We start from the raw sequence: 26783 nt of genomic DNA on the forward strand, positions 1-26783 counted from the left end.
GGATGGAGCGCGCCTGGCCACACTGCGTCGGCTGCCGATCCACGCAAGCACCAGCGTGCTACCGCGCCGCCAGTTCTGCACGAATGATCTCTGCGCCTGCACTGAGGGCAGTGAGTTTGCCTCTCGCGATGTGTCGGGCGAGAGGCGCCATCCCGCAGTTGGTGGAAGGGTAGAGCTTCTCGGCATCGACAAAGCGGAGCGCCTTGCGCAGCGTATCGGCCACTTCCTGCGGTGTTTCGATCGTGTTGCTTGCCACGTCGATGGCGCCGACCATCACCTTCTTGCCGCGGACGAGCTCGATCAGATCGATCGGCACGTGCGAGTTGTGGCACTCCAGCGAGACGATGTCGATCGTGGATGTCTGCAGCTTGGGAAACGACTCTTCGTACTGACGCCACTCCGACCCCAGGGTCTGCTTCCAGTCGGTATTGGCCTTGATGCCGTAGCCATAGCAGATATGGACGGCGGTTTCGCATTTGAGCCCTTCGACCGCCCGTTCGAGGGTGGCAATACCCCAGTCGTTGACCTCGTCGAAGAAGACATTGAAGGCCGGCTCATCGAACTGGATGATATCCACGCCGGCAGCTTCGAGCTCCCGGGCTTCCTGGTTGAGGATCTTGGCAAATTCCCATGCCAGCTTTTCGCGGCTTTTGTAATGCGCATCAAAGAGGGTATCGATCATCGTCATGGGGCCGGGCAGCGCCCATTTGATCGGCTGCCGGGTTTGCTGGCGCAAGAACGTTGCATCGTCGACGAAGACAGGCTTGGGGCGGCTCACCGCGCCCACGACGGTCGGCACGCTGGCGTCATAGCGATTACGAATCCTGACGGTCTCACGCTTTTCGAAATCGACGCCGCTGAGGTGCTCGATGAAGGTGGTGACGAAATGTTGGCGGGTCTGTTCGCCGTCGCTGACGATATCGATGCCGGCGTGCTGCTGTTCCTGCAGCGACAGGCGCAATGCGTCCTGCTTGCCTTCGATCAGTTCCTCGTCCTGCAGCTTCCAGGGCGACCAGAGTTTCTCCGGCTGCGCGAGCCAGGAAGGCTTGGGCAGGCTACCGGCGGTGGAGGTGGGGAGCAGCTTGTTCATGATGGGCGATGTCTTAAGTTCTGGTTGATCAGAGCGCGTGGCCGGAGGCCCACTGCGCGAGAAGATGTCCGTAGGGCCTGATGAAGTGCTCCTCGGTGAATTTCCCCTGCGTCACCGCGAGCTGACTGCGCTCTTGCCGGTCGTAGACGATCTGGGTCGCCGAATAATCCTGATGCGTCAGGCTCGGCTGGTAGATGGCCCCCGCCGCGGAATTGGCGTTGTAGATTTCCGGCCGGTAAATCTTCTGGAACGTCTCCATGGTGCTGATGGTGCCGATCAACTCGAGATTGCTGTAATCGCCCAGTAGGTCACCAAAGAAATAGAACGCCAGCGGGGCGACACTGTTGGCAGGCATGAAGTAGCGCACGGTCAGGCCCATCTTCTCGAAGTACCGATCCGTCAATGACAACTCGTCCTGCCGGTACTCGATGCCCAGGATGGGATGCCGGTTTCCCGTTCGGTGATAGACCCTGCTGCTGGAGACGCTGATGCAGATGACAGGCGGCTTGGCGAAACGCGCGCTGTACGCATCCGAGTTCACGAAATGCTTGAACAACTGTCCATGCAGGCTGCCGAAATCGTCCGGAATGCCGAATGCGGACCGGTCCTGATTGTGGGCCGGCAGCAGCACGCTGAAATCGTAGTCGCGTACGTAGGAGGAAAAATTGTTTCCTGCGATGCCATCGATGCGCGCACCGGTCGTTCTATCGAGAATGTTCGTCTTCAGGATTTCGATCAACGGAAACTCGTCGCCCCGTTCGCTCCCGGCAACCATCATCTCCACCGAGATGATGTCGAGTTCCACAGCATAGCGGTCGCGCCTTGAGTTATCCCAATGCGCCAGGTCGTTGAAGCGGTTGTTGATCATCGCAAGCGTGTTGCGCAAGTTTTGCTGGCGACGCTCGCCCCTGGCCAGGTTGGCGAAGTTCGTCGTGTTGCGCGTATTGCCCGCGGGACGATAGTCCTCGTCGAAGCGGAGGCTCTTGATGCCGAAGGTGAATTCTTGAGTCATTGCGAGCTGACGCCTTGTTTCCGAGATGAGACGAGCGCGCGTCCCTGCACAGGCAGTGATGCGCGCTGGAGGGACGCCGGGAATGCGGATCGGCAAGCGACTGCCGGCTGATCCTGTGGCCGGCAAGAGGCATTGCGGCCGGCCTTGGGCCGAATGGCCCTCAGGCTGCGGCCACGTTTTTTTCTGCGGCAATTTTTTCTGCGGCGATCGCGTTTGCCTGCTGCGTCAATGCGATCAGCGGCAGTGCGCGCTGTACCGCCAGCTTGGCGCGCTCGGCCAGGGCCTCGTTGTGCACGCGGTAGTCCAGGAAGTCGCGGTCGGTGGCGTAGACGCCCAGCGGCAGGGTGCGTGCCTGGAAGAAACTGAAAAGTGGCCGCAACTGGTGATCGATCACCAGCGCATGGCGTTCACTGCCGCCGGTTGCCGCCAACAGCACGGGCGTGTCGATCAAGGCATCCTGATGGATGAAGTCGAAGAAGTGCTTGAACAACCCGGTAAAGGAACCGCGATAGACCGGCGTGGTCACCACCACGATGTCGGCCTGCTCCACGGCGGCAAGTTCCTGCTCCACCGTTGCGGGCAGCTGCGAGCGCCAGAGCGCACCGGCGAACTGCGGCGCCAACGCCCCGAGTTCGACCAGATGCTGCTGGCACGGCACGGCTTCGGCGATCAAGGCCAGCAGATGCTCGGCCAGGGCGACGGCCTTGGAGGGACGTTGCAGCCCGCCGGAGACGGCGACGACACGGAGCGGGTGTGGCACGTTGACAGTCATGCGGGGCGACCTAGAACGACGAGCCCTGATGCTAGGACTCGCATTCGATGAAGTAAAATGGTGTTATTTCAACAATCCATGAATTCGGATCATCTGAATGCTTGAGCGCATCCATCTCACCATCGTCCAGCAGGTCGAGCAGCAAGGCTCGCTGACGGCCGCCGCAGGCGTGTTGAACCTGACCCAGTCGGCGCTGAGCCACAGCATGAAAAAGCTGGAACAGCAGCTGGGCACCGACGTCTGGCTGCGCGAGGGGCGCAGCCTGCGCCTGACCCAGGCCGGCCAGTACCTGCTGGCGGTGGCCAACCGGGTACTGCCGCAACTGGATCTGGCCGAAGAGCGCCTGGGACAGTTCGCGCAGGGCGAACGCGGCGCGCTGCGCATCGGCATGGAGTGCCATCCCTGCTACCAGTGGCTGCTCAAATTAGTGGCGCCCTATCTGGCCACCTGGCCGGATGTGGATGTGGACGTCAAGCAGAAGTTCCAGTTCGGCGGCATCGGCGCACTGTTCGGCTACGAGATCGATCTGCTGGTCACGCCCGACCCGCTGTACAAACCCGGGCTGCGGTTCGAGCCGGTGTTCGACTATGAGCAGGTGCTGGTCGTGGCCAAGGGCCATGCGCTGGCGTCGGCGGCCTACGTCAAGCCCCAGCAGCTGACGCGGGAAGTGCTCATCAGCTATCCGGTGGACCTTGATCGCCTGGACATCTACAGCCAGTTCTTGCTGCCGGCCGGTGTCACGCCCAGGCGCCACAAGGCCATCGAAACCACCGACATCATGATGCAGATGGTGGCCAGTGGCCGCGGCGTGGCCGCCATGCCGCGCTGGCTGGTGGAGGAATACGCCTCCAGGATGGACGTGGTGCCGGTGCGGCTGGGTGCGCGCGGTATCCCCAAACAGATCTTCCTGGGCGCACGCGAGGCAGATATCGCCATCGACTATCTGCGCGCCTTCATCGAACTGGCCCGCCAGCCTGCCACTGGCACCGCCACGACATCTGCAGCCCACTGAGACAGGACGACAAGACCCCTTGATTGATGCCAAGACGCCCGGCGTCGCCCGCACCATCGCCAGCACCATCACCGACGCCTATTCGCTGGAGGTCAGCGCAAAAGACACGGCCGGGCTGGCAGCCGCGGCGCCGCGGATCATGCGTGGCGCAACCATTGCCATCCCCTACCTGCCCAATCAGGACGACGACGCGCGGCTGGCCGCGGCTCGGCGGGTGCGCGCACTCGGCTTTCAGCCGATGCCGCACCTGTCCGCGCGCCGCATCGCTTCGCGCGACGCGCTGCACAGCTTCGTCAGCCGCGCTGTCGATGAAGCCGGCGTTGAGCGCTGCCTGGTGATCGCAGGCGATCCGCCTGCTCCGCTCGGGCCGTTTCCGGACAGCGTGTCGCTGATCGATACCGGGGTCTTTGAGCGCTTGGGTATCCAGACCATCGCCGTGGCGGGGCATCCGGAAGGGCATCCGAGCATGCCTGCCATCGATCGATGGGATGTGCTGGAACGCAAGTGTCGCAGCATCGCCGCGCGCGGCATGGCGCCGCTGATCGTCACCCAATTCGCGTTCGATGCCGACATCGTGCTGACGTGGTTGCAAGCGCTGCGCGCGCACGGCATTGAACATCCCGTGCGCGTGGGCGTTCCCGGTCCTGCTGGCGTGGCGGTGCTCGCACGCTATGCCGCGCGCTGCGGTGTCGGCGCATGCACAGCCATGCTGTCCACGTACGGCATTTCGCTCGGCAAGCTGTTGGGCACCGCAGGGCCGGAGCGTTTTGTGGATCGCCTGGCCACTGGCCTTACCGAAGCGCATGGAGACGTCAGCCTGCACTTCTACCCTTTCGGCGGGATCGCACAGACGGTCGCGTGGGTGGAGCGCTACCGCTCCAGCATCGCGCGAGTCAGGGCGGACTAACACCCGCCCAATTCAGCGCCGCACATCGACTGCAGACCTCCGACTTTTATCAAGCGAAGCGTTGTGGCTTCGACATGTCCACGATCAAGATCACAGTCTGTAATTTCTATTTCTGGCGTTTTGTTTGCTACGCGTGAGGTGCTGCAGCGCACAGCAGACCTGTCACAAGTGCGAGGTATAACCATCGGCGAATCGCGGCGAGGGGGCGCTGCATCCGATGCCGTTGCCCTGCGTGGCGGCATTGCATCCGCAACGTCCAAGGAGAGATGTCGCCATGCCCAAGCCGTCATTGCTATCGCTGATGTGCACCCTGTCGCTCGTGTCCCTGCCGCTGGCAGCGGCCGAGTTGCAGCCCAAATTGCTCGCCGGCCCACCGGAGGAGTTTGCGCAGATGCGCGCGCCCGACCCGGCCGAGTCGGCGATCCTGTCCAAGAGTGCATTGCTGCCGGTGGAGCTGACGCCCGCAGGCACTGCGGCGCGCTGGCAAGGCACGCTGCCGGTGGAAAACGGCCACCTGCGTTTCATGGTACTGGCGGGCGAGCAGGCGTGGGATGCAGCGGTCAGCGCGCCACGCGTTGCCGGCGCGCGCGCCGCTGCTGCTGCTGCTGCACCCCAGGTGCAGGCACAACGCACGGTACTGGGCAGCGCAGAAAGCGGCACCAGCGGCATGCGCTATGCCGTGGACACTGCACAGAACGGCGCGTGGTCGCTGACCCTGCAATCGGCATCGCCGGTGGCGCAGCGTGGCTATGTGCTGATGGAAGGCGATGCGCGCACACAGCTGGCTTCGTATCCGCGCGACCGCCAGCAACTGGTGGGCAAGTCGCTCACGCTCAACGCCATGCTGAGTGGCAGCGACGCCCGTGGTGCAACCTTGCTGGCCGGCCAGGCCGGGCAGATCGACGACGCCAGCCTGCGCGTGATCGACCCGCAAGGCGGTGTGCGCGTTCTGCCGATGGCCGACGATGGTGCGCACAACGATGGCGCCGCCGGTGACGGTGTATATGGCGGCAACTTCCAGCCAACGCGTGAGGGCACCTGGATCGCGCAGGTGATCGTGCGTGGCCACGACCAGGCCGGGCAGGCATTTGTCCGCACCAGCGAACACGTGCTGCCGGTGCTGGATACCGCGTTGCGATTGCTCGGCAACACGCTCAGCGCACGTGCTGCCGAAGGCACGCGACTGACCGTGGCACTGCCGGTGGCCGCACGCGGCAATGCGCCGTCGCACTATCGCGTGTTCGGCCAGGTGTGGGGCACCGATGCCAAGGGCAAGGACGTGCCGATAGCGTGGATCGGCGGCATGCTGACGCCGCAGCAGGGGCAGTTACCGCTGAGCCTGGACGAACGCTGGATCGCACGTGCCGGCGCGCGTGCACCGTTCACGTTGCGTGGGTTGCGTATCGAAGACCCGGACCACTACATCCCGTTGGTGCAGGCCGGCACGCTGCCGTTGCAGGTGCCCGCGTTGCGACGCGCCAGCATCGCGCGGTCCAGCGCTGCGATCGACGACAGCATGCGCATGGGGCCGCGTCCGTCGACGCTGGCCACCGCGATGGCACAGCCGCAGGCGGCCGGGTCGCAGTTGGTGCTGGTGCACGGGTACTGCTCCAACGGCGTGTGGCCGCAGGCGCAGTTCACCAATGCCTCGACGTTTCTCGATGCCAAGCAGAATCGCAGCAACGACCAGTTCGCACAGCGCATCGCACAGTTCGCCAGCCAGTGGTCGTCGTTTTCCACCGTGGCGCACAGCCAGGGCGGCATGGCCGCACTGCATCTGTATGCGTACTACTGGAGCGGCCTGGATAACGCCACCGGTGGGCGCGTGATGCAGTCGGTGGGCACGCCCTACCAGGGCACCAACCTGTCGGGCGTGCTTGCTGCGGTGGGCTCGTGGTTCGGCGTGGGCTGCGGCACCAACACCGACCTCACCTACGACGGCGCCAAGGCCTGGTTGGCCGGTATTCCCGCCGACGCGCGCGCCAAGGTCAACTACTACACCACCTCGTTCGCCAAGACCAACTGGTACACCAACGACTACTGCAATGCCGCGTCCGATCTGATCTTGAACGACCCCGAAGACGGCACCGTGGAGCAGGTCAATGCGCAGCTGCCGGGCGGCGTGAATCGCGGCCACACCACCGGGCAATGCCACACCACCGGCATGCGCGACCCCGCGCAATATCTGGATGCAAACCGCAACGCGGTGATGAACGCCAACGCGGCGCGGTGATGCAGTTCTAGCGGTGTGCAATGCGATGGCCGGCGTCTGCGTCGGCCATCGCGACATGCATGCGAACACGTGGTGTGTTGCAGGTATTGATTCTCTCTCGCCTAAGCGCGGCCAACACCACTCCTACGGCTTTGAGTATTTATCCACCGAGGCGTAATCCACGCTCTGCCCTTGGTAGGAACGTGCCTACGCGCGACACATTGCCGACAACCCACCAACGACAGGCGGATGACGCCCAACACTCACACCTTCAACCACCGCGTGGAAATCGCCACGCCCACCATCAACACCGCAACCCCGATCAAGGCACCGACCAGGCCGATGCCGTGGGCGGCGAACCCGATCAATGCCGGCCCGGTCAGAATACCGGCGTAGCCCAATGTCGTGACTGCGGTGATGGCGATGCTCTCCGGCATGCGCGTCTGGTTGCCGGCCAGCGAGAAAAGGGCCGGCACTATATTGGCGCACCCCAGCCCCACCAACACGTAACCGCCCAACGAGGCCTGCCACGGGTTCACCAGCGTGAGCACCAGAAAACCCACACTGGCCAGAAGCGCGCCAAGCACGATCGAACGGATGCGTCCCAGCCGCTCCACCACCGAGTCACCCAACAGACGGGTCACCGTCATGGTCAACGCAAACACCACATAGCCCAGGCCGGCGGTACTGGGGTTGACCTGGTGCACATCTGCCAGGAACACCGAGCTCCAGTCCAGAATGGTGCCCTCGGCAAGAAACACCACAAACGCCAGAACGCCGATAAACAGCACGATGCCCTTGGGCAGCGCAAGCAACGGCCCCTGCTGGGAGATACGCTCGGCACGCCAATGCCGAACGGACAGTGCACCGACAAGCAGCATGGCAATCACGCCGGCGGTCGTAGCGCTCAGAGGACCAATGCGCGCCGACAACAGCAGCGTCATCGCACCGGCACCGACAAAGCCGCCGATGCTGAAAAACGCATGAAATCCCGACATCATCGCGCGCTTGGCATCGCGTTCGACCACCACCGCCTGCATGTTCATCGCGCAATCCATCGCGCCCACGCCGGCACCGAACACGAACAGCACCGCGCCCAGCGTCCACGGGTTGGCGACAACGGCCAGAAACGGCAGGCTGATGCAGATCAATGCAGCCGTCACCGCCATCACCATGCGAAAGCCGAAGCGCGCTGACAGGGCGCCGGCCAGCGGCATCGCCAGAAACGAGCCTGCGCCCAGGCACAGCAGGATCAACCCGAGCGCACCATCGTCCACGCCGGTTCTGGCCTTGGCGAACGGCACCAGCACCGCCCAGATGGCTGCAGCAAAGCCGGGAATGAAGAAGGCTGCGCGCGTGGCGTATTGCTGCGCGCGAGCGCTGGAGCTGGGTGCAAGCGACATGCAAAAAATTCCAATGGGAGCGGCGAACGGAAACGGCGACGGGGCCGCCAAGCCGGCGCTCGCTGGTTGAAACATGGCATGACCACTGCTGCACCACGCTTGCTGCAATCGTCCCTGTCCGATGGGATGACACGCATCACTATCGCTAGCGAAACACCACCGTGCGATGGCCGTTAAGCACGATGCGATGCTCGACATGGCGCCGTACCGCGCGCGCCAGCACCAGCGATTCGGTGTCGCTGCCCAGGCGCACCAGATCGCGTGGGGTCATGGCGTGGTCCACGCGGGCGACGTCCTGTTCGATGATCGGGCCTTCGTCCAGATCTTCGGTGACGTAATGCGCGGTGGCGCCGATGATCTTGACCCCGCGCGCGTGCGCTTGGTGGTACGGCTGCGCGCCCTTGAAGCTGGGCAGGAAGCTATGATGGATATTGATCGCACGTCCGGCCAGCGCGCGGCACAGACCGGGCGAAAGAATTTGCATGTAGCGCGCCAGCACCACCAGATCGATGTGCAGGTCGTCGACCAGCGCGAGCAGCTGCGCTTCCTGCTCGGCGCGCGTGTCTGCGGTGACCGGCAGATGATGAAAGTCGACGCCGTAGGACGCGGCCAGCGGTGCAAAATCGGCGTGGTTGGAGACCACCGCGACAATATCCACCGGCAACTGCCGGCTATGGGTGCGGAACAGCAGGTCGTTGAGACAGTGGCCTTGCTTGCTCACCAGCACCAGCAGCCGCGCGCGGCGGCGCGCGTCGTGCAACTGCCATTCCATCTCAAACGCGTTGGCCAACACCGAAAACTGCTGCTCCAGGGTGGCGATGTCGGTTGACGGCGGTTTGTCGAAATGTACGCGCAGGAAGAAGCGGCCGCTTTCGTCGTCACCGAATTGCTGGGCGTCGAGGATGTTGCAAGCCAGATCGAACAGCAGCCCGGTGACGCGGTACACGATACCGGTGCGGTCGGGGCAGGACAGCGTAAGAATGTAGTCGGAGCGCATCGGCGCAATGATAGCCAATGCATGACACCGCTGGCGCAGTGCTTGCGTTGGTAACTTTTACACTGCGACGTGGTGCAAACGTCGGGGCAGCTGCACTGCAGGTATGCGCGATGGCTCGGTGCCCGTGGTGCGTGCAGATCGGCCGATCAGCGCACTGCAGGCGTTGCGCTGGCGGCATGCCTCGCCAAACGCGATGCGCATGCCACTCCCGATCAAGGTCAGCGCGGCGGCAGCCGCAACATCAGTCGCCGATTGATCTCGTCCAGTTGCGCCATCGAGGTCTCCACCGAGGTCTCCATCGCTTCCTGGGTGGTGATGTGCGCACGCAGATGCGCGGGGTCGGAGAGTTCGCCACGCACCAGAAACACGTTCTCGCCCACCTCGCCGACGTGCCGGCTGAGCACCACGTAATCCACCTGATCGAAGCCATGCTGCTTGGCCAGCGGCAGCAGGCGTGCGGCCATGCGGACGCTGGCCTCGTCGGTGGGTTTGTTCAACTCGGCATCGAGTACGCCCACCGCTTCGCGGATCTGCGCGAACAGATAGTGGTCCGGATGTTCGGGATGGTCCGGACCCACCGGGCCCTGGTTGACGACCGGTTCGGCGGTCATCGTGTGCCACCGGCGCAGGTCAGTGCGCGCGGTGTGCGCTCGGTCGAACCGAGCGTGATATGCAGGTGTCGCATCGCATCCTCCCTGGAGCGGCGGCTGTAACGAGCCGGCATTTTAGAAGGTCTGCTGCATGTTGAGGTGAGCAAGACGCATCGCGCCGCGCTTTCAAGCGAAGCGCGCAACACGCGCGCGCCTCTGCGTGGCGATCAGGCCTGCCCTGCCCGCCGCGCCGACACCTCTGCCAGCACGGCCCAGTCTGCATTGCCATCGCCGTGCGCGATGGCATCGTCCAGGTTGGCGCGCAGCAGTTCGCCCAGTGGCATTGGCACCTGTTTGTCGGCGCCGGCCTGGATGGCCAGGTCTACATCCTTGCGCCCCAGCGTGGCAGTGAAGCCGGCGGGTGTGTACTGGCGCTGCATGATCAGCTTGCCGTAGCCCTGGTACGCGGGTGCGGCGAACAGGGTGGTGGTGAGCATGCCCAGGAATTGGGTGGCGTCCACGCCGTGCCCGCGTGCCAGTGCGCTGGCCTCGGCCATGGCGCCGATGGCGCTGGCAAGGCAGAAGTTGGCCGCCAGTTTCACCGCGTTGGCCTGCTCCGGGGCATTGCCGATGTGCCAGGTCTTTTGCCCCAGCACATCGAACATCGGCTGCACCCGCGCCAGCGCGGCAGCGTCGCCGGCCGCCAGGATATTGAGCTTGCCGGCCTCGGCCACGTCGACGCGGCCAAGCACCGGTGCGGCAACGTAGGCGATGCCACGCTCGGCGTGCAGTGCGGTCAGCTCGTGCGCCAGCGCCACGGAGATGGTGGCCATGTTGACGTGCACGCTGCCGGCCGGCAGTGCGTCCAGCACGCCGCCGTCCAGCACGGTCTGACGGACAGCGGTGTCGTCGGCCAGCATCGAGAACAACAGCGGGCCGTGTGCGGCGCCCACCGGCGCATCCACCACCGTGGCCCCTGCATCACGCAAGGTGTGTGCGCGTTCTGGCGAACGGTTCCAGACGCTCACTTCAAAGCCGCCGCGCAGCAGGTTGTGCGCCATCGGCAGGCCCATCGTGCCCAGCCCCAGAAATCCTATCGGCATGCGTGTGCTTCCTCTTCGGTATGACGTCGGTGGCGTGCGTCAGCTGGCAAACACGCCGCGTGCATCGCGCGGTTCGCAACGCAGATATTGCGGCGCCGGTGTGACCGATGCACCCAGCGCAGCGGCGGCATGCCACGGCCAGCGCGGGTCGTACAGGATGCCGCGTGCGAGCGCGATTGCGTCGGCCTGGCCCTCCTGCACAATCGCCTCGGCCTGCGCCGGCTCGGTGATCAGGCCCACGCCGATCACCGGCATCGTGACCTGCGCACGGATCTCCTGCGCAAACGGAATCTGATAGCCAGCCTGCACCGGAATCTGCTGACGCGGATCCAGCCCACCGCTGGAGACATGGATGTATTGCGCGCCACGTGCATCCAGCGCCTTGGACAAGGCGATGCTCTGCTCCAGATCCCAGCCGCTTTCCACCCAGTCGGTGGCCGAGATGCGCACGCCGACCGCGATGCGCTCGGACACCGCCGCACGTACCGCGTCGAAGATACGCAGCGTCAGGCGCATGCGGTTTTCCAGCGAGCCGCCATATTCGTCGCTGCGCTGATTGCTCAGCGGCGACAGGAACTGATGCATCAGATAGCCATGCGCGGCATGCAGTTCGATCAGCTCCAGACCCAGGCGTTCGGCGCGGGTGGCCGCAGTGACGAACGCGGCAACCACCGCATCGATGCCGGCCTCGTCCAGCGCCTGCGGCGCCGGCTTGCCCGGCTGGAACGGCTGCGCCGAGGCAGACACGGTCTGCCAGCCATGCGCGTGATCCGGAGCGATGGCCTCACCACCCTTCCACGGCAAATCGGTGGAGGCCTTGCGGCCGGCATGCGCCAGCTGGATGCCCACTGGCATCGGCGACCAGCGCCGCACCGACTGCAGCACCTCATCCAGCGCCTGCTCGGTGGCATCGTCGTACAAGCCCAGATCGGCGTAGCTGATGCGCCCTTCCGGCAGCACCGCAGCGGCCTCCAGGATCAACAGACCCGCGCCCGATTGCGACAGCGTGCCCAGATGGATGCGGTGCCAATCGCTGGCGCGGCCGTCCTGTGCGGAGTACTGGCACATCGGCGCGATGACGATACGATTGGCGAGCGCGAGCGGGCCGAAGGCGATGGGGGTGAACAACTGGCTCAAGGCAACATCCAGACGCGACATGGGGACGCCCATTGCACTGCGCCACGCGCCGCCGCACAACCGCTGCAATGGATCACTGCGTCATGCAGAGCGCGCACTGTCGTACCTGGCCTGCGGAGTGTGCAGCGGGTCCGGTGGCTGCTGCAGGAAGGCCAGCGCCTGCGCGCACGACTGCTCCACCTTCAGGCTGAGCAAGTCGTCGGCGCGGGTACGCCCGAAGTTCAGCGCGGCGATCGGCAGGCCATTGCGTGCGGCAGTCTGCACGAAGCGAAAACCCGAATACACCATCAACGACGAGCCCACCACCAGCACCGCATCGGCGGCCTGCAAATGCGCAAACGCGCGCTCCACACGCTCGCGCGGCACGTTCTCGCCGAAGAACACCACATCCGGCTTGAGCACGCCGCCACACATCGGGCACGGCGGCACCACGAAGGTCTCGAAGGCGACATCGTCCAGATCCGCATCGCCATCGGGCGCCTGCGCCGCGTCCAGCGTGGCCCAGCCGGGATTGTCACGCTCCAGCAGCAGCTGGAACTCGGTGCGCGGCATGCGCCGCTCGCAGCCCATGCACCGCACTACATCGAGCCGGCCGTGCAGATCGATCACCGCCTGGCTGCCAGCGGCCTGATGCAGGCGGTCCACGTTCTGGGTGAGCAACACTTCCAGTTGCCCGCGCGCTTCCAACGCGGCCAATGCGTGATGGGTGGCGTTGGGTTGCGCCAGCCCAAAACGCGGCCAGCCCACCAGGCTGCGCGCCCAATAGCGCTGCCGCGTGGACAGCTCGCCCATGAAGGCCTGAAAGGTTACCGGTTGCGGACGCTTCCAGCCGCCTTGCAGATCACGGTAATCGGGGATGCCCGAGTCGGTGCTGCAACCGGCGCCGGTGAGCACGAACAGACGCTGGTGGCGCTCGATGAACGCTTGCAGCGCATCGCCGGTGTGGTCGGTCAGGCCCGTCATCATGCAACTCCGTTAGCGGTGAGATCACTGTGCAACACCTTGGCGTGACGCGCCTGCAGCGGCGCACCACGTTGAGCCGCTGCACTGCGGGCAGTGGGTAGCGCGCGACGCGCGCCAGTGCGCCACGTGGTGCCGGCAGCATAGGGGTACGACCTGTGCGTTGCGCTGGATGCAGATGCAGATGCAGGTCCATCCGCAGGCAGCAAGCGGCTGTGTCGCTCACGATGGGGCCGTGCGGGCCAATTCCAAGCCGACGCCTGCGGCGGACTCAGGCGCCGCATCTGCGACAAGGCAGTATGCAGTTGCGGGTTTGCGCCTGTCGTTCGTTGTGTGACTGCAGGCAGGGAGCCGAGCGTGTGCAGCGTGGCCCGGTGTTTGCGTGCATCGCCATCTGGCAATGGCGCTGCTACACCAACGCGCAGCGCGTGCGGGTGAGCGACGGCCATCGTGTCAGAACCCTCGGCCGCGCGAAGAACCGCAGCATCGCGCACAGGCGCACGGTCCGCAGATGCGGCAGCAATCCGCCGTTACAGCAAGCTGCTGACCTCGATCAATTGCCATCCGGGTCGCGGCGGAGATCGACAACACCGCGCCGGTTGCGCCGGTGCGCTGGATCGCGCCCTGCTCGATGATGACGCCGGCAGCGACGATGTGGTCCTGCGCCTGCTGCAGCACAGTTGCGGTGATCAGGCATGGATCGGCCGATCCGGGCGTGGCACCCGCAGCTTGGGTGCGAAGGCATGCCCGGCGGCATGCAGGTTGATCTTCTGTTGCCCGAAGGCCAACGCAGGCCGGCCTTCGCCGAATTCACCAGCTGCATGCCGAGCACGCGCGCATCAAGGTCGCAGGTGGCATGCACGTCGGCAACGGTGAGCAACAGTGAGTAACAAGTGGTCGAGTCGCTCGATCCGCCTGTCATTCGCCACGCGCAGGATGCGGCGCAAAGCGGCCATACGGGCGTGCGTCATCGGCGCGTTGGCGCAACACATGCGCGGCGGCAAACGCCAGCGCCAGCAGCGTCAGGCACATGCCGACCAGCCCGGCCCAACCGCCGTGTTGCCAGAACCAGCCGCCGAGCGCGCCGATCACGCTGGAGCCGGCGTAATACGCCAGCAGATACAGCGATGCAGCATGACTGCGGTGCGTGCCGCCGAGCCGGCTCACCCACGCACTGGCCGCCGAATGCGCGATAAAAAAGCCAATCGTCAGCAACACGATGCCGCCCACTACCAGCGCCAGCACATGCGACAGGGTCAGCGCCACGCCGAGCACGCACAGCACGATGCCGGCACTGACCACCGGCCCGCGACCGAAACGATCCGACGCCGCCCCTGCCACCGACGAGCTGACGATGCCGAACACATAGGCGCTGAAGATCATGCCGATCTGGCTCTGGCTCAGGCCGAATTCCGGCCCGCCCAAGCGAAACCCGGCGTAGTTGTAGAGACTGACGAACACGCCCATCAACAGGAATGGCAATGCGAACAGCCACGGCAGATTGCGATCGCGCAGATGCCCGGCCCAGGCGCGCAGGTGGAACTGCAGATTGACCCCGTGCCGACGCACGAAATGGCGCGACGGCGGCAGCAACCACACAAACGCGACGGCACACAGCAGGTCAAATCCACTCAACAGCGCCAATGCGGTACGCCAGTCGGTGTGGTCGGTCAGCACGCTCATCATGATGCGCCCGCTCATGCCGCCGAATGCATTACCGGCCACATACAGGCCGGTGGCCGCGCCAAGTTTGTTGGCCGGCAGTTCTTCGCCCAGATACACCATCGCTACCGCCGGCACGCCGCCCAACGCGATGCCGGACAGGGTGCGCACCACCACCAGCGCGCCCCAGTGCGGCAGGAACGCCGCGATGAGGTTCAGCACCGCGGCCAGCGCGATGGAAGCGAACATCAGCCCGCGCCGGCCCAGGTTTTCCGAGACCGCACCGGCACAGAAAATCGCCACGGCCAGCCCGCCGGTGGCCAGCGACAGCGGCAGCGAGGCGGTGGCCGCATCCACACCGAAGGCGCGTGCGAACTCGGGCAGCACTGGCTGCACGCTGTAGAGCAGCGAGAAGGTGGCAAAGCCGGCCAGGAACAATGCCAGCCGGATGCGGCCAGTGGCGGGCGCCGCGATCTCGGGGACGGCGGCACTGACCGGCACAGCGCTGGAGCGGGAATCGGAAGCAGGCACGGGTATCTGGATGAGACTGGGGACAGGGAGTATTCGTCCGCCATCACCCCCTGTCCAATATATGATGCTGGCAGTTGCCATATATGAAACAGATACCATGGAGCTGCGTCACCTGCGCTATTTCCTGGCGGTTGCCGAGGAAGGCAACTTCACCCGCGCTGCGGCACGGGTCGGCATCGGCCAGCCGCCGCTGAGCCAGCAGATCCAGACACTGGAGCGCGAGCTGGGCACGCCGCTGTTCCGCCGCACGCATAGCGGTGCGGAACTGACGCCGGCCGGCGAGGCCTTTCTCGGCGAAGTGCGCCGGGTGCTGGCCGATGTGGAGCGCGCCGCGGAAACCGCCCGGCGTGTGGCGCGCGGCGAATCCGGCCGGCTGCGCATGGGCTTCACCGCCTCGGCCGCCTTCAGCCCGGTGGTGCCACGCCTGATCCGCGATTTCCGCCGGCAATGGCCGCAGGTCGAACTGCTGCTGGAAGAAACCAACACCGCCAGCTTGCTGGTGGGCCTGGCCGATGGCCGCCTGGATGCGGCGTTCGTCCGCTACGGGCTGAGCACACCACCGGACCTGCAGCTACTGCGCTTTGCCGATGAGCCGATGAAGATCGCGGTGCCGGCGGCGCACCCGCTGGCCGCCCGCAACAGCGCGCCGTTGGCGGCGTTGGCCGGCGAGCCGTTCATCCTGTTTCCGCGCAGCTTCGGTTCGAGCCTGTACGACGAAATCCTCGCTGCCTGCCGCGAGTCGGGCGTGACCTTGCGTATCACCCAGGAGGCGCCGCAGATGTCGTCGATCATCAACCTGGTCGCCGCCGAACTCGGCGTGTCGGTGGTGCCCGCGTCCACCGCGCAACTGCAGCGTCCCGGCGTGCGCTACCTGGATATCGAAGGACGCATGCCGCTCGCTCGACTGGCCCTGGCGGTTGCACCGGGCGCGCTGGACAGCGCTCCGCTGGTGCGCCATCTACGGGGGCTGGCGGAATTGATCTGAATGTAATCAAGAACCGACGTCGCAACGACCTCAAGCGGCTGATCGCCCTTTACGCGCCCGGCAGCGGGCGCGGCACTTTCCACACCTGCGCACTGGCTTGCCGCACCGCTCTCGCCACTTTACGCCTACCCCCAGGGTAATCCGTTGCTTGGAACAAGGTTCATGCTGCCACGTATCACTGCTGCCAACGACATGCCCTGACTGCAGCAGTGATATGCGCGACAGATATCAGCGCAGTGAGAACCAGAAATTTGTAAGACGGTCAAACCCTGGGACAGTCGACATCCTACGTAGCACGATGCCGTTCAGACAACGAGTTGAAGTAAATCCACGAATGGTTACGGGTGTTCCGTTGGCCACCAGAGATTGGGGAGGTGTAACCCACGTGATTGCCCCACGATCGTTTCCACGAGTCACTCTAATACACGTTTCAAATCCTGTATTATTGATACCTCTGCCAACCACATAAACTGAGTTGATGTTACTGCTGTTCGGAACACCGACCATCAACACATGGTAATCCCGGCTCAACTGGGCATTGGCACTCGGCAAAAAGCACAGCGATGCTGCCAGCACGCTGGCGGCCATAAACGAACTCTTTATGCTCATTTTTATTCACTCCCGGATTTTGATCGATTAAAGATGAGAAACCCATTTGACGGGACTTCCGGTGACCGCGGTCATCATTGTGCAATGGGTTCCACCCAAGGATGGCAACTTGCATACGCTGTTGCGCGCAGTGACAATCGCTAATCACATCCGGACTCTACTTGACGGCTCTGCAAAAAAACGGAGGCAACTTCGTGTAATGCCCCACGGGTTCGCCATGCGACATATTCCGGTCACATTTAGCGCGATCAGGTTCGGGCCTGCCATCACGACGACAGCGCTTTGTTGGCAACGGGGTCTTGATCTCAACCGTGATTGAGGTTGTTCAATATGGACTTCCCCGCTACAGAAGTATCGCCATGCAACTGCGCCACCTTGTTCTACCCTGCCTCGATCCGACCCTCAGCCTGCGCTTCTATGCAGATACGCTGCAGTTGCCACTGTCGGGCAACAGCGTTCGCATCGGCTGGAGCACGCTGGAATGCATCCAGGCGCAGCAGCCTGTGGGCAGCGTGCACCTGGCTTTCAACGTGGCGCCTGCGCGCTTCGATGCAGCGGCGGCCTGGATCGGCGCACGTGCAACGCCGCTCACCGATCCCGCTGGCCAGGAACGCTTCCAGCTCGATGGCGTGTGGCAATCGCGTTCGGTCTACTTTGCCGGCCCCGATGGCGCCGTGCTCGAACTGATTGCGCGCAATGCACTGCAAGACACACCCACCGGCCAGGGCATATTTCATGGCAGCGAACTGCTGTGCCTGAGCGAGATCGGCCTGCCCAGCAGCAACGTGGCCGCGGTGACCAGCAGCGTTGGCCATCATTTCGGCGTGCACCCGTTCGCGCCGGCCGTGGAAGGCTTTGTCGCGCTGGGCGACGATGAAGGCTTGTTGATCGTGGTGGATCAGCGCCGGTGCTGGTTCCCGCAACAACGCCAGCTGCCGTGGGCCGACGGCTTGCGCGTCAGCGTGGATGCACCACAGCCGGGCCTGCGGCTGCGCGATGCGCAGGGCTGGGAATTGCTGGCTGCCTAGGTCACGGCACCACGTTGGCTTTGCAGTGCAAGGCGGCGTCGCGCCGCATCGCCGTCACTTCAACCATGCATGCTTTACCCCGCTGCCGTGCTGATGGGCGATAGCCGCAGCGCGGCGCTCTGCCATCGCACACCCACTGGCTGACGTGCTCAACGCATGCACTGCGCAGCCACCGATGCGGCAGCGCAGTGCATCGGTCGCATTGCAAACTCAGAGGTAGTACCAGGTCACATGGGCAGTCATCCCACCCAGGCCGGACGACTCCACCGCCACCGTCATGACCGGATTGCCCCGCGCGTGGCCACCCACGTAGTAGCACTTGATGTACGCATAACCGCGCTTGGGCGGGCATGCGCCTTTGTAATAGCCAACACGCTCGCCAACGATCTCCATCTGCGTTGCGGCGGACAAATGGATCGCGTCCCAGTAAGCATCCTTGTCGGCATTGTCGCAGCCGGTGAGCTTGGCGCCCGATTCGGATTTGTTGTACCAGTGCGTCGCCGCACAATTGGCGAGGCGTTTCACCTCGGTCGAGCGATAGGACAGATTGCCACTGACCTTGAACGAATCCGCGTAGGCCGACGTGACGCCGCCAAGGGTCAAGGTGAGCACTGCAGCCACGGCGAACACACCGCGCTCCAGGTAACGAGAAATGCGCATGGTCTTTCCCTTCAGTGCGAGGGCCGATTGCCCGTCGGCGAAGGTGGACATTGGCGGTGACCGCATGACGACCTGCGCGTGACAACACCGGCACATCACTCGACAACGCGCTACGTGGCTGCACGCTGCACCATCGCATTAACGTCCAGCTGCACGTCGTGCCGTTAAGTGCCCTGGTCTCCATGACGAGATCGCCGTGAATCTGGCGGTTTTAGCGCAGTGCACACGCGCTGGCGGGCAGCGGGTTATCGAACGGTAGCCATCGTGTCTTCGGCACCATCGTCCATGCACGAAACAGCGCGCGATGGTGCGGATAACCAGCGCTCACTTCCTCGATGCGATATCTCGGCGATGCGGCAGCCGATAACTGCGTATCTTCAGCTGGCCGCTTGAGGCGCGGGCAAACGGAAAAATGCGCGCGCCGCAGCGGTGCTGTTGGCAGCGGTCACCGCCACGTCTTCGCCGCGGTCGCGCGCCAGTTCCTCCACAATATGCGACAGAAACATCGGCTCGTTGCGGCGGTCCTTGGGCATGGGCTTGAGCGTGCGCGGCAACAGGTAGGGCGCGTCGGTTTCGATCATCAAGCGGTTGGCGGGAATATTGCGCACCAGCTCGCGCAGATGCGCGCCACGGCGTTCGTCGCACAGCCAGCCGGTGATGCCGATGTAGTAATCGCGATCCAGATAGGCGAACAGTTCTTCGCGCGTGCCGGTGAAGCAATGCACGACGGCCGCACCCAGCTTGCCGTCGAAGCTGCGCATGATGGACAAAAAGTCGTCGTGCGCGTCGCGCTGATGCAGAAACAGCGGCTTGCCATTGTTGGCGGCCAGTTGCAGCTGGCGCTCGAAGGCCTTGTGCTGGGCCGGGCGCGGTGCGAAATCGCGGAAGTAGTCCAGCCCGCACTCGCCCACCGCCACCACCTGCGGATGCGCCTGCAGCGTGCGCATTTCGGTCTCGCATTCGGCGGTGAATTCCACGGCGTGATGCGGGTGGACGCCGGCGGTGGCGTACAAGACTCCGGGATGTTGTTGCGCCAGTTGCAGGGCCAACGGCGAATGCTCGCGGCTGGCGCCGGTGATCACCAGCTGCGCCACGCCCGCCTCGCGTGCGCGTTGCAACACGGCGTCGCGGTCGCGATCGAAGGAATCGTGGGTGAGGTTGGCGCCGATATCGATCAACTGCATGGTGCGGGTGTGGCCTGAAAGAGCAGATGCGATTGTACTGGGTGAGCGTTGCCCTCATCCGCCCTGCGGGCACCTTCTCCCGCAGGCGGGAGAAGGGATAGCCGTTGCGGCGTCTGCATGCCATCCGCCTGTACAAACGCGTTGCCGTTCCCTCTCCCGCCTGCGGGAGAGGGGCAGGGGTGAGGGCCGCTTGCGCAACACACTTACCCCACCACCGGCACCACCATCGCATCGATCTTCGCCGCCAGCGCCTGGATTGCCAGCTGCGCCGAGCGCGAGAGTTGTCGCTGCGGGGCCACGCACAACGCCAGCGTCATCGGCTTGGTCAGGTGCTGGCGGAACGGCACGAACGCCAGTCGCCCGTCGGCCACGTCGGGCGCCGCATCCAACCACGACATCAGGCCCACGCCCGCACCCGCGCGTACCAGTCCGCGCAGGGTGCGCACATCGTTGCAGTGGGTGAGCCGCTTCACGTCGATGTGCTGGCGCTGGTACAGCACCTTGGCGTGCTCGCCCACGATCAGCGGGGCGGCAGGCAGCAGCAGTCGGTGCTCCAGCGTTTCGCTCAACTGCAGCTCGGTGCGCGTGCTCAACGGGTGCCCGACCGGCATGGCAATACCCAAAGGGATATCCGCAAACGCACGTACCTCCAGGTCCACGCTGCTCACCGGGTCCAGCAGCAAGCCGATATCCACGTCGGCGGAGGTCACCATTTCCATCACCCGCTGATTGCGCGCGGTAGACAGATTGAAGGTGATGCCCGGGTATTCCTGCACCAGCGCGGCCACCGCTGCCGGCACCACGCCTTCGCTGAGCGCGTCGATCATGGCGATCTCCACATGCCCGCGGCGCAGCCCCTTGAGTTCGTCGAAGCGCTCCAGGGTGCGCGCGTAGGCCTTCTCCCAGCCGCGCACATCCACCAGCAGTAGCTCGCCGGCGGCGGTAAGCCGCAGCCGGCCCGGCAGGCGTTCGAACAGCTGCGCGCCCAGCTCCTCTTCGGCCTTGAGGATCTGCCGGTCGATCGCCGAGGCGGACACGTGCAACACGTCGGACGCCTTGCGGATACTGCCGCAGCGGGCCACTTCGATGAAGTAACGGGTGAAGCGGGAGAAGGTCAGCATGCGGCGGGGCTCGGTTGGTGTTGCATTTTTTGCAATGGCTTGGCGGAAAAACGATGTTTGATCACACACCCCCGGCTTCCTAGAGTCAATCGGGCACCGCTCCCGCCTCACGCCAGAGACCGCCCCATGGATGTCGCCGTCCCCGCCCTGCCGCTGCACTGCACCTTCGAAGCCGCCGACTGGCAGCGCCTGGCCCAGCACTGGCACGCGGTGGCGCTGAGCAGCGAGGTGGGGCAGGCGCCGTTCAAGGCCACCCTGCTGGACGAGCCGCTGGTGCTGTACCGGCTGGGCGAGGAGCTGGTGGCCGCGCGCGATGTCTGCCCGCACCGCGGCGTGCCGCTGAGCATGGGCACTGCCGACGGTGGCGGCGTGGTGTGTGCGTATCACGGCCTGCGTTTCGGCGCGGGCGGGCGCTGCAATCACATCCCGGCCAGCCCAACTCAGAACATCCCGGCCAAGATGCGCCTGCACACCTATGCGGTGGCCGAGCGCTACGGCTTGATCTGGGTGTGCCTGGCCAAACCGGCCGGAGTGAGCGCGGCCGAGGTGCAGATCCCGCCGATGCCGGGTTGGGACGAGGACGGCTTCCAGCAGATCGTGTGCCCGGCGTTCGATATCGGCGGCAGCGCCGCGCGCCAGCTGGAAGGCTTCATCGACGTGGCGCATTTCGCCTTCGTGCACACCGCCACCTTCGCCCAGCCGGACAAGCGCGAGGTGCCGGCCTACACCACCACCGAAACGCCCACAGGCTTCAACGCCGATTACCTCAGCAGCGTGGCCAACTATTCGGTGGACATGCCGTTGCCGGACGTGGACCCCAGCTTCCAGTGGCTACGCCATTTCGAAATCCATCTGCCGTTTACCGCCACGCTCACCATCCACTTTCCGGTACCGGGCAAGCGGCTGGTGATCATGAATGCCGCCAGCCCGGTGTCCAAGCACAAGACGCGGCTGCTGGTGCCGATCGCACGCAACTTCGACACCCATCTGCCGGTGGAAGACGTGCACGCCTTCAACCTTCGCGTATTCGAAGAGGACCGCGCCATGGTCGAAGCGCAGCGGCCCGAATACCTGCCGCTGGACCCACTGCTGGAGGTGCACATCCCGGCCGACCGCAGCTCGATCGCCTATCGCCGTGGCCTGCGCAGCCAGGGCTATAGCGACTTCTTTCTGCGCTGACCGCCAAGGACACTGCCATGAGCCTGCATCAAGTGCGCGTTGCCGCGGTGGTCGACCAGGGCCATCGCCAGCGTGCGATCCGGCTGGAACCAATCGATGCCGAGCTGCCTGCCTTCGAGGCCGGCGCGCACGTGGACCTGCATCTGCCGGATGGCTTGATTCGGCAGTATTCGATTGCCAGCGCACCGCATGCGCGCGATCACTATTTGCTGTGCGTCAAATTGGCCGACGCCTCGCGCGGTGGCTCGCGGCACCTGTGCGAGCAGCTCAGTACCGGCGACCGCCTGCAGATTTCCAGCCCGCGCAATCTGTTCCCGCTGCATCCGGGCGAGCGGCATGTGCTGCTGGCCGCCGGCATCGGCATCACCCCGCTGCTGTCGATGGCCGAAGCGCTGGAAGCGCGTGGCGAGCCGTTCGTGCTGCATTACTACGCACGCCGGCATGCCGATGTGGCCTTCGTGCAGCGGCTGCAACAGGGCTTCAGCCATGGACAGGTGCACGTGCATCTGAGCGATGGCGGGCAGAGTCCGCGCGTACATGTGCCCGACGCACTCGCCCAGGCAGGTGCGCGCGATCAACTGTATCTGTGCGGGCCGGCCGCGTTCATGGACCACTTCACCCAACTTGCCAGGACGCATGGATGGACGGCGGCGCAGCTGCACCGCGAACACTTCGCCCCCGCCGAGTTCAGCCTCGCGCATGATGCGGACCACGCCTTCGAAGTGGAGCTGGCCGCCAGTGGCCGCGTGGTGCAGGTGCCGGCCGATTGCAGCATCGCCAGCGCCTTGCTGGATGCCGGTATCGCGGTGCCGCTGTCCTGCGAGCAAGGCATGTGCGGTGCCTGCCTGACTGGCGTCATCGCCGGCACACCGGATCACCGCGACAGCGTGCTCAGCGACAGCGAGCGCGCCGCCAATGCGCAGATCACGTTGTGTTGCTCGCGCAGCCGTTCGCCGCGCTTGGTGCTGGATCTTTGAGCGCTCCGTGCGGCATGCGCGTGCGCAGACAGGACGACAGCGGGCGCGCAGGTGGGTGATGCGGGTAACGCAGCAGCGCGATGCACGCGCCAGCGCCGCCGAAGCCTGCGGACAGGCGTGGGCGCTGCGTCTTCTTGCACGGGACGATTGAGGCAGGCACAGCGCAACGTTGGCACAACCCCAGCCAGGCAGGTGCCGGCATGCCTTCCTGCTACGCAAGACGCAACGCGCCTGCGCCGCATTCCGTGCCCAAGGTCCGTGGCAACCGCCGTCGCAGAGTGCAAGATGATCGCCCCGCGTGCGTCCACCGCGACCGCGCGTGTCCCCCTGTGTCGATGAGATGTCTGCCGATGGTTGTTTGTGTGATCGCCTTCGCCCGCCCTTGCAGAGGTGCATGCTGATGCGCTGGCAAGGATTTGCGCTTGCCGCCAATGGCAGCAGCGTGCGCACGGAGGTTCTGGCCGGCGCCACCACCTTCCTGACGATGGCCTACATCGTCTTCGTCAACCCGGACATTCTGGCCACCACCGGCATGGACCACGGCGCGGTGTTCGTGGCGACCTGTCTGACCGCCGCGCTCGGCTCGCTGTTGATGGGCGTGCTGGCCAATTATCCCATCGGTATGGCGCCGGGCATGGGCTTGAATGCGTTTTTTGCCTTCTCGGTGGTCGGCACGCTGGGCTACAGCTGGCAGCAGACGTTGGGGCTGGTGTTCGTCTCGGGCTGCGTGTTCTTGCTGCTCAGCGTCACCGGCGCGCGGCGCTGGCTGGTGGATGGCATTCCGCCCGCGTTGCGCAGTGCGATTGCGGCAGGTATTGGCCTGTTTTTGGCGTTGATCGGCTTGCAAAAAGCCGGGCTGGTGGTGGCGCATCCACAGACGCTGGTGACCTTGGGCGACCTGCGTCGTCCCGAACCGCTGCTTGCGCTGGCGGGGCTGCTGCTGATCGGCGTGCTGGAAGTCCGCCGCGTGCGTGGGGCGATGTTGCTGGGCATCCTGGCGGTCACCGTGGCGGCGCTGGCGCTGGGTCTGGTGCAGTACCAGGGCGTGCTGTCGCTGCCGCCGAGCCTGGCGCCTACCCTGCTGCAGCTCGATATTGCCGGCGCCTTGCAAGGCAATGGCGGCAGCGGCGCATTGACCGCCGTGCTGCACGTGGTGCTGGTGTTCGTGCTGGTGGAGATGTTCGATGCCACCGGCACCTTGATGGGCGTGGCCCAGCGCGCCGGCCTGTTGCGCACCCCGGCGCACCGTCGCCAGTTCGACCGCGCCCTGCTCGCCGACAGCACCGCCATCCTGGCCGGCTCGCTGCTTGGCACCTCCAGCACCACCGCCTACGTGGAAAGCGCGGCCGGCGTGCAGGCAGGCGGGCGCACCGGCCTCACCGCGCTGGTGGTGGCAGCGCTGTTTCTGCTGGCGCTGTTGTTCTCGCCATTGGCGGCGATGGTGCCGGCGTATGCCACCGCACCGGCGCTGATCTACCTGGCGTCGGTAATGCTGCGCGAGTGCACGCAGATCCAGTGGGACGATGTCGGCGACGCACTACCGGCCGCGATCTGCATGCTGGCGATGCCGCTCACCTACTCCATCGCCACCGGCCTGGCCTTCGGCTTCATCACCTACGCAGCACTCAAGCTGGGCAGCGGCCGCTGGCGCGCGGTGCATCCGGCCACCTGGGCGATTGCCGGCCTGTTCGTGCTGCGCTATGCGTTGGAATGAACGGATCGCCCGGCCTGTTCCATCTCACCACCCGCTGGCCACGCACCGCGTCGCGCGGCAAGCTGCATCGCAACCGGCAGCGCCACAGCATTGCCGCCTCTTTCCCAGAGCTCACCGCATGCCACATCGTTATCGCTGTCTGATCCTTGCCTTGTGCACTTTTTTACCGGGCATGACGCTCGCACGTCCTGCGCAAGTGCCTGCGCAGCAGCGCGAGCAGCAGGTGGCGCAGTTGTTTCACGACGCGGCCGCGCAACCCGCGCAATTGCGCGCGTGGCTGCAGGCCATGCCCAAGGGCGGCGACCTGCACAATCATCTCTCCGGTTCGGTGTATGCCGAGGACTATCTGCAATGGGCCAGCGAAGACGGTGCCTGCGTGCAGCTGGACGACCTGAGCCTGCGCGCTGCGCCGTGCGGTCAGGGGCAGGAGCCCGCACGCGGGCTGGCCGCGCGCAATGCGGCGCTGTACGGGCGGGTGGTCGATGCATTGTCGATGCGCAAGTTTCTTCCTAATGCTGCCCAGCCCAGCGGGCATGACCAGTTCTTCAGCACCTTCGGCAAGTTCGACGCGGTAGTGCGTGCGCGTGTAGCAGACACCGTGGCTGCGGTGCTCGACCAGGCCGCACGCGACCACGTGCCGTATGTGGAGATCATCGCCAACCCGCCGCAGATGGATCAGGCAGCGCAGCGCATGCAGTCGCTGCCGTGGAGCGGCGATGACGATGCCGCCAACCTGCGCACCCTGCAGGGCGCCTTGCCGCCGCTGGTACAGGCCGCACAACGCGAGCTGGCGGCCACCGACACGCAGGTACGCCGCGTCCTGCGCTGCGACCAGGCCGATGCGCACGCCGGCTGCCAGGTGAGCTATCGCTACGTACCCTATGTGCTGCGCGTGCTGCCGCAACCGATGGTGTTCGGGCAGATGGCGCTTGCGCATGCCCTGATCGCCGCTGGCGGCAGTCGCGCGGTGGCGGTAAATATCGTCGCGCCCGAGGACCACCCGGTGGCATTGGCCGATTACACCCGGCATATGGCGATGTTCCGCTTCTTCGCTACGCGCTATCCGTGGGTGCCGCTGTCCTTGCATGCCGGCGAGCTGACGCTGGGGTTGGTGCCACCAGCGCAACTGCGCTCGCATATCCGCCAGGCGGTGGACGCCGGTGCGCGGCGCATCGGCCATGGGGTGGATCTGCCCTACGAAGACGATTCCAACGGGCTACTGCAACAGATGCGCAGCCAACAGGTCGCGGTGGAAATCAACCTCACCAGCAACGATGTGATTCTGGGCGTCAAGAGCGCCGCGCACCCGCTGGCGATGTATCTGCGCGCCGGTGTTCCGGTGGTGCTGTCCACCGACGATGCCGGCGTTTCGCGTGCGGACATGACCCACGAATATCAGCGTGCCATGCAGGAGCAAGCCATCGACTACCCGACTCTTAAACAGTTGGCACGCAACGGCCTGAGTTACAGCTTTCTGCCGGGCGACAGCCTGTGGACCGCCGAAGGCGCCGCCGTGCCGGCCTGTGCCGCAGCGATGCAGCGCGAAACCGACGATGCGGCCTGCGCCGAGTTCCGCAAGGCCAGCGAGAAGGCACGTCTGCAATGGCAGCTGGAAGCCGACCTGGCGCAGTACGAGCGCACGTTGCTGGCGCAGCGCAACTAGGGCCGAGACCACGCATATGAAACACGCAACATGCGAGCGCGTCTGCGTGATGGGCTTCATCGATACAGCGTCATCGCGCGCAGGCACGCTCCTACGCATGCGAGGTCCGCTCCATCGTCGCCGCACTGCCGTCCTTTTCCCCGCGCCAAGCGCAATGACCCACTTGCGCGCCACCAGTGCCCCACGCATCCCCAACCTATCGGGCACCCTCACCTAACGCATCACCCGCAGAAAGCGGCTAGCGTCCAGAGCGCAACACGCTGAGACAAAATCGC

General features: G+C 65.0%; 22 protein-coding genes and 1 pseudogene. 9 read left to right on the forward strand and 14 right to left on the reverse strand.

Annotated features, from left to right (window positions below; genetic code table 11):
* Window positions 1–58: 58 nt before the first annotated feature.
* From ABQZ00_RS19110 to msuE, 3 genes are all read right to left on the reverse strand, one after another.
* The gene (locus tag ABQZ00_RS19110) at window positions 59–1090 is read right to left on the reverse strand and encodes a methionine synthase (RefSeq protein ID WP_323538474.1); all 1032 of its coding nucleotides are present in this window, start codon (window positions 1088–1090) and stop codon (window positions 59–61) included.
* A gap of 28 nt (window positions 1091–1118) precedes the next feature.
* Window positions 1119–2102 carry a DUF1852 domain-containing protein gene (locus ABQZ00_RS19115; protein ID WP_311239168.1) on the reverse strand — a complete coding sequence of 328 codons (984 nt, stop codon included), beginning with the start codon at window positions 2100–2102 and terminating at the stop codon, window positions 1119–1121.
* Window positions 2103–2262: 160 nt separating this feature from the next.
* On the reverse strand, window positions 2263–2874 hold the full coding sequence (gene msuE, locus ABQZ00_RS19120) for an FMN reductase (RefSeq protein ID WP_323538473.1): 612 nt from the start codon (window positions 2872–2874) through the stop codon (window positions 2263–2265).
* A 97-nt stretch (window positions 2875–2971) separates the two neighbouring features.
* Here msuE and ABQZ00_RS19125 point away from each other — a divergent pair, with 97 nt between their 5' ends.
* The 3 genes from ABQZ00_RS19125 to ABQZ00_RS19135 all read left to right on the forward strand — a co-directional run bounded on the left by ABQZ00_RS19125 (window position 2972) and on the right by ABQZ00_RS19135 (window position 7026).
* Complete coding sequence (locus ABQZ00_RS19125) at window positions 2972–3886, forward strand: LysR family transcriptional regulator (protein WP_055853500.1); 915 nt, start codon at window positions 2972–2974, stop codon at window positions 3884–3886.
* Window positions 3887–3905: 19 nt separating this feature from the next.
* Complete coding sequence (locus ABQZ00_RS19130; RefSeq protein ID WP_503064305.1) at window positions 3906–4793, forward strand: methylenetetrahydrofolate reductase; 888 nt, start codon at window positions 3906–3908, stop codon at window positions 4791–4793.
* Window positions 4794–5067: 274 nt separating this feature from the next.
* A complete protein-coding gene (locus tag ABQZ00_RS19135) occupies window positions 5068–7026 on the forward strand; it encodes a choice-of-anchor X domain-containing protein (RefSeq protein ID WP_323538472.1) in 1959 nt (652 codons plus the stop codon).
* 242 nt (window positions 7027–7268) lie between these two features.
* Here the strand turns inward: ABQZ00_RS19135 and ABQZ00_RS19140 are convergent, their stop codons facing one another.
* The 8 genes and pseudogenes from ABQZ00_RS19140 to ABQZ00_RS19175 all read right to left on the reverse strand — a co-directional run bounded on the left by ABQZ00_RS19140 (window position 7269) and on the right by ABQZ00_RS19175 (window position 15388).
* Window positions 7269–8408 carry an MFS transporter gene (locus tag ABQZ00_RS19140; RefSeq protein WP_323538471.1) on the reverse strand — a complete coding sequence of 380 codons (1140 nt, stop codon included), beginning with the start codon at window positions 8406–8408 and terminating at the stop codon, window positions 7269–7271.
* 145 nt (window positions 8409–8553) lie between these two features.
* Window positions 8554–9405: a formyltetrahydrofolate deformylase gene (gene purU / locus ABQZ00_RS19145; RefSeq protein WP_323538664.1), complete on the reverse strand. Its 852-nt coding sequence runs from the start codon at window positions 9403–9405 to the stop codon at window positions 8554–8556.
* 218 nt (window positions 9406–9623) lie between these two features.
* A complete protein-coding gene (locus ABQZ00_RS19150; RefSeq protein WP_115515051.1) occupies window positions 9624–10016 on the reverse strand; it encodes an XVIPCD domain-containing protein in 393 nt (130 codons plus the stop codon).
* Window positions 10017–10222: 206 nt separating this feature from the next.
* Complete coding sequence (locus tag ABQZ00_RS19155) at window positions 10223–11098, reverse strand: NAD(P)-dependent oxidoreductase (RefSeq protein ID WP_323538470.1); 876 nt, start codon at window positions 11096–11098, stop codon at window positions 10223–10225.
* A 39-nt stretch (window positions 11099–11137) separates the two neighbouring features.
* Window positions 11138–12235 carry an NADH:flavin oxidoreductase/NADH oxidase gene (locus ABQZ00_RS19160; protein ID WP_503064302.1) on the reverse strand — a complete coding sequence of 366 codons (1098 nt, stop codon included), beginning with the start codon at window positions 12233–12235 and terminating at the stop codon, window positions 11138–11140.
* Between the two features lie 81 nt (window positions 12236–12316).
* A complete protein-coding gene (locus ABQZ00_RS19165; protein WP_323538468.1) occupies window positions 12317–13198 on the reverse strand; it encodes an NAD-dependent protein deacetylase in 882 nt (293 codons plus the stop codon).
* Between the two features lie 527 nt (window positions 13199–13725).
* Window positions 13726–14151: pseudogene (locus ABQZ00_RS19170) on the reverse strand (VOC family protein).
* On the reverse strand, window positions 14114–15388 hold the full coding sequence (locus tag ABQZ00_RS19175) for an MFS transporter (protein ID WP_323538467.1): 1275 nt from the start codon (window positions 15386–15388) through the stop codon (window positions 14114–14116). The pseudogene ABQZ00_RS19170 and the gene ABQZ00_RS19175 overlap by 38 nt, the downstream one beginning before the upstream one ends.
* Window positions 15389–15485: 97 nt before the next feature.
* On the opposite strand from ABQZ00_RS19175, the gene ABQZ00_RS19180 reads away from it, so the two are divergent.
* On the forward strand, window positions 15486–16373 hold the full coding sequence (locus ABQZ00_RS19180) for a LysR family transcriptional regulator (protein ID WP_323538466.1): 888 nt from the start codon (window positions 15486–15488) through the stop codon (window positions 16371–16373).
* 968 nt (window positions 16374–17341) lie between these two features.
* A complete protein-coding gene (locus ABQZ00_RS19185; protein ID WP_323538465.1) occupies window positions 17342–18010 on the forward strand; it encodes a VOC family protein in 669 nt (222 codons plus the stop codon).
* 210 nt (window positions 18011–18220) lie between these two features.
* Here ABQZ00_RS19185 and ABQZ00_RS19190 read toward each other — a convergent pair whose 3' ends face one another.
* From ABQZ00_RS19190 to ABQZ00_RS19200, 3 genes are all read right to left on the reverse strand, one after another.
* Window positions 18221–18721 (reverse strand): hypothetical protein, encoded by a 501-nt coding sequence (locus tag ABQZ00_RS19190; protein ID WP_323538464.1) that lies wholly within the window; start codon window positions 18719–18721, stop codon window positions 18221–18223.
* A 326-nt stretch (window positions 18722–19047) separates the two neighbouring features.
* The gene (locus ABQZ00_RS19195; protein WP_323538463.1) at window positions 19048–19854 is read right to left on the reverse strand and encodes a TatD family hydrolase; all 807 of its coding nucleotides are present in this window, start codon (window positions 19852–19854) and stop codon (window positions 19048–19050) included.
* A 203-nt stretch (window positions 19855–20057) separates the two neighbouring features.
* Window positions 20058–20975 (reverse strand): LysR family transcriptional regulator, encoded by a 918-nt coding sequence (locus ABQZ00_RS19200; protein WP_115515045.1) that lies wholly within the window; start codon window positions 20973–20975, stop codon window positions 20058–20060.
* Between the two features lie 126 nt (window positions 20976–21101).
* On the opposite strand from ABQZ00_RS19200, the gene ABQZ00_RS19205 reads away from it, so the two are divergent.
* From ABQZ00_RS19205 to ABQZ00_RS19220, 4 genes are all read left to right on the forward strand, one after another.
* Window positions 21102–22154, forward strand: coding sequence for a Rieske 2Fe-2S domain-containing protein (locus ABQZ00_RS19205; protein ID WP_115558767.1), 1053 nt, complete (start codon window positions 21102–21104; stop codon window positions 22152–22154).
* A 17-nt stretch (window positions 22155–22171) separates the two neighbouring features.
* Window positions 22172–23131, forward strand: coding sequence for a PDR/VanB family oxidoreductase (locus ABQZ00_RS19210; RefSeq protein WP_323538462.1), 960 nt, complete (start codon window positions 22172–22174; stop codon window positions 23129–23131).
* Window positions 23132–23531: 400 nt separating this feature from the next.
* On the forward strand, window positions 23532–24845 hold the full coding sequence (locus tag ABQZ00_RS19215) for an NCS2 family permease (protein WP_323538461.1): 1314 nt from the start codon (window positions 23532–23534) through the stop codon (window positions 24843–24845).
* A 118-nt stretch (window positions 24846–24963) separates the two neighbouring features.
* Window positions 24964–26508: an adenosine deaminase family protein gene (locus ABQZ00_RS19220; protein ID WP_323538460.1), complete on the forward strand. Its 1545-nt coding sequence runs from the start codon at window positions 24964–24966 to the stop codon at window positions 26506–26508.
* Window positions 26509–26783: the final 275 nt, after the last annotated feature.

Origin of the sequence: Xanthomonas sp. WHRI 10204 (assembly GCF_040202875.1) — a bacterium.
Classification (GTDB): Bacteria; Pseudomonadota; Gammaproteobacteria; order Xanthomonadales; family Xanthomonadaceae; genus Xanthomonas.

Coding starts and splice junctions, on each gene's coding strand:
- ABQZ00_RS19110 (WP_323538474.1), bottom strand. CDS start 1,090: ATGAACAAGCTGCTCCCCACCTCCACCGCCGGTAGCCTGCCCAAGCCT.
- ABQZ00_RS19115 (WP_311239168.1), bottom strand. CDS start 2,102: ATGACTCAAGAATTCACCTTCGGCATCAAGAGCCTCCGCTTCGACGAG.
- msuE (WP_323538473.1), bottom strand. CDS start 2,874: ATGACTGTCAACGTGCCACACCCGCTCCGTGTCGTCGCCGTCTCCGGC.
- ABQZ00_RS19125 (WP_055853500.1), top strand. CDS start 2,972: ATGCTTGAGCGCATCCATCTCACCATCGTCCAGCAGGTCGAGCAGCAA.
- ABQZ00_RS19135 (WP_323538472.1), top strand. CDS start 5,068: ATGCCCAAGCCGTCATTGCTATCGCTGATGTGCACCCTGTCGCTCGTG.
- ABQZ00_RS19140 (WP_323538471.1), bottom strand. CDS start 8,408: ATGTCGCTTGCACCCAGCTCCAGCGCTCGCGCGCAGCAATACGCCACG.
- purU (WP_323538664.1), bottom strand. CDS start 9,405: ATGCGCTCCGACTACATTCTTACGCTGTCCTGCCCCGACCGCACCGGT.
- ABQZ00_RS19150 (WP_115515051.1), bottom strand. CDS start 10,016: ATGACCGCCGAACCGGTCGTCAACCAGGGCCCGGTGGGTCCGGACCAT.
- ABQZ00_RS19155 (WP_323538470.1), bottom strand. CDS start 11,098: ATGCCGATAGGATTTCTGGGGCTGGGCACGATGGGCCTGCCGATGGCG.
- ABQZ00_RS19165 (WP_323538468.1), bottom strand. CDS start 13,198: ATGACGGGCCTGACCGACCACACCGGCGATGCGCTGCAAGCGTTCATC.
- ABQZ00_RS19180 (WP_323538466.1), top strand. CDS start 15,486: ATGGAGCTGCGTCACCTGCGCTATTTCCTGGCGGTTGCCGAGGAAGGC.
- ABQZ00_RS19185 (WP_323538465.1), top strand. CDS start 17,342: ATGCAACTGCGCCACCTTGTTCTACCCTGCCTCGATCCGACCCTCAGC.
- ABQZ00_RS19190 (WP_323538464.1), bottom strand. CDS start 18,721: ATGTCCACCTTCGCCGACGGGCAATCGGCCCTCGCACTGAAGGGAAAG.
- ABQZ00_RS19195 (WP_323538463.1), bottom strand. CDS start 19,854: ATGCAGTTGATCGATATCGGCGCCAACCTCACCCACGATTCCTTCGAT.
- ABQZ00_RS19200 (WP_115515045.1), bottom strand. CDS start 20,975: ATGCTGACCTTCTCCCGCTTCACCCGTTACTTCATCGAAGTGGCCCGC.
- ABQZ00_RS19205 (WP_115558767.1), top strand. CDS start 21,102: ATGGATGTCGCCGTCCCCGCCCTGCCGCTGCACTGCACCTTCGAAGCC.
- ABQZ00_RS19210 (WP_323538462.1), top strand. CDS start 22,172: ATGAGCCTGCATCAAGTGCGCGTTGCCGCGGTGGTCGACCAGGGCCAT.
- ABQZ00_RS19215 (WP_323538461.1), top strand. CDS start 23,532: ATGCGCTGGCAAGGATTTGCGCTTGCCGCCAATGGCAGCAGCGTGCGC.
- ABQZ00_RS19220 (WP_323538460.1), top strand. CDS start 24,964: ATGCCACATCGTTATCGCTGTCTGATCCTTGCCTTGTGCACTTTTTTA.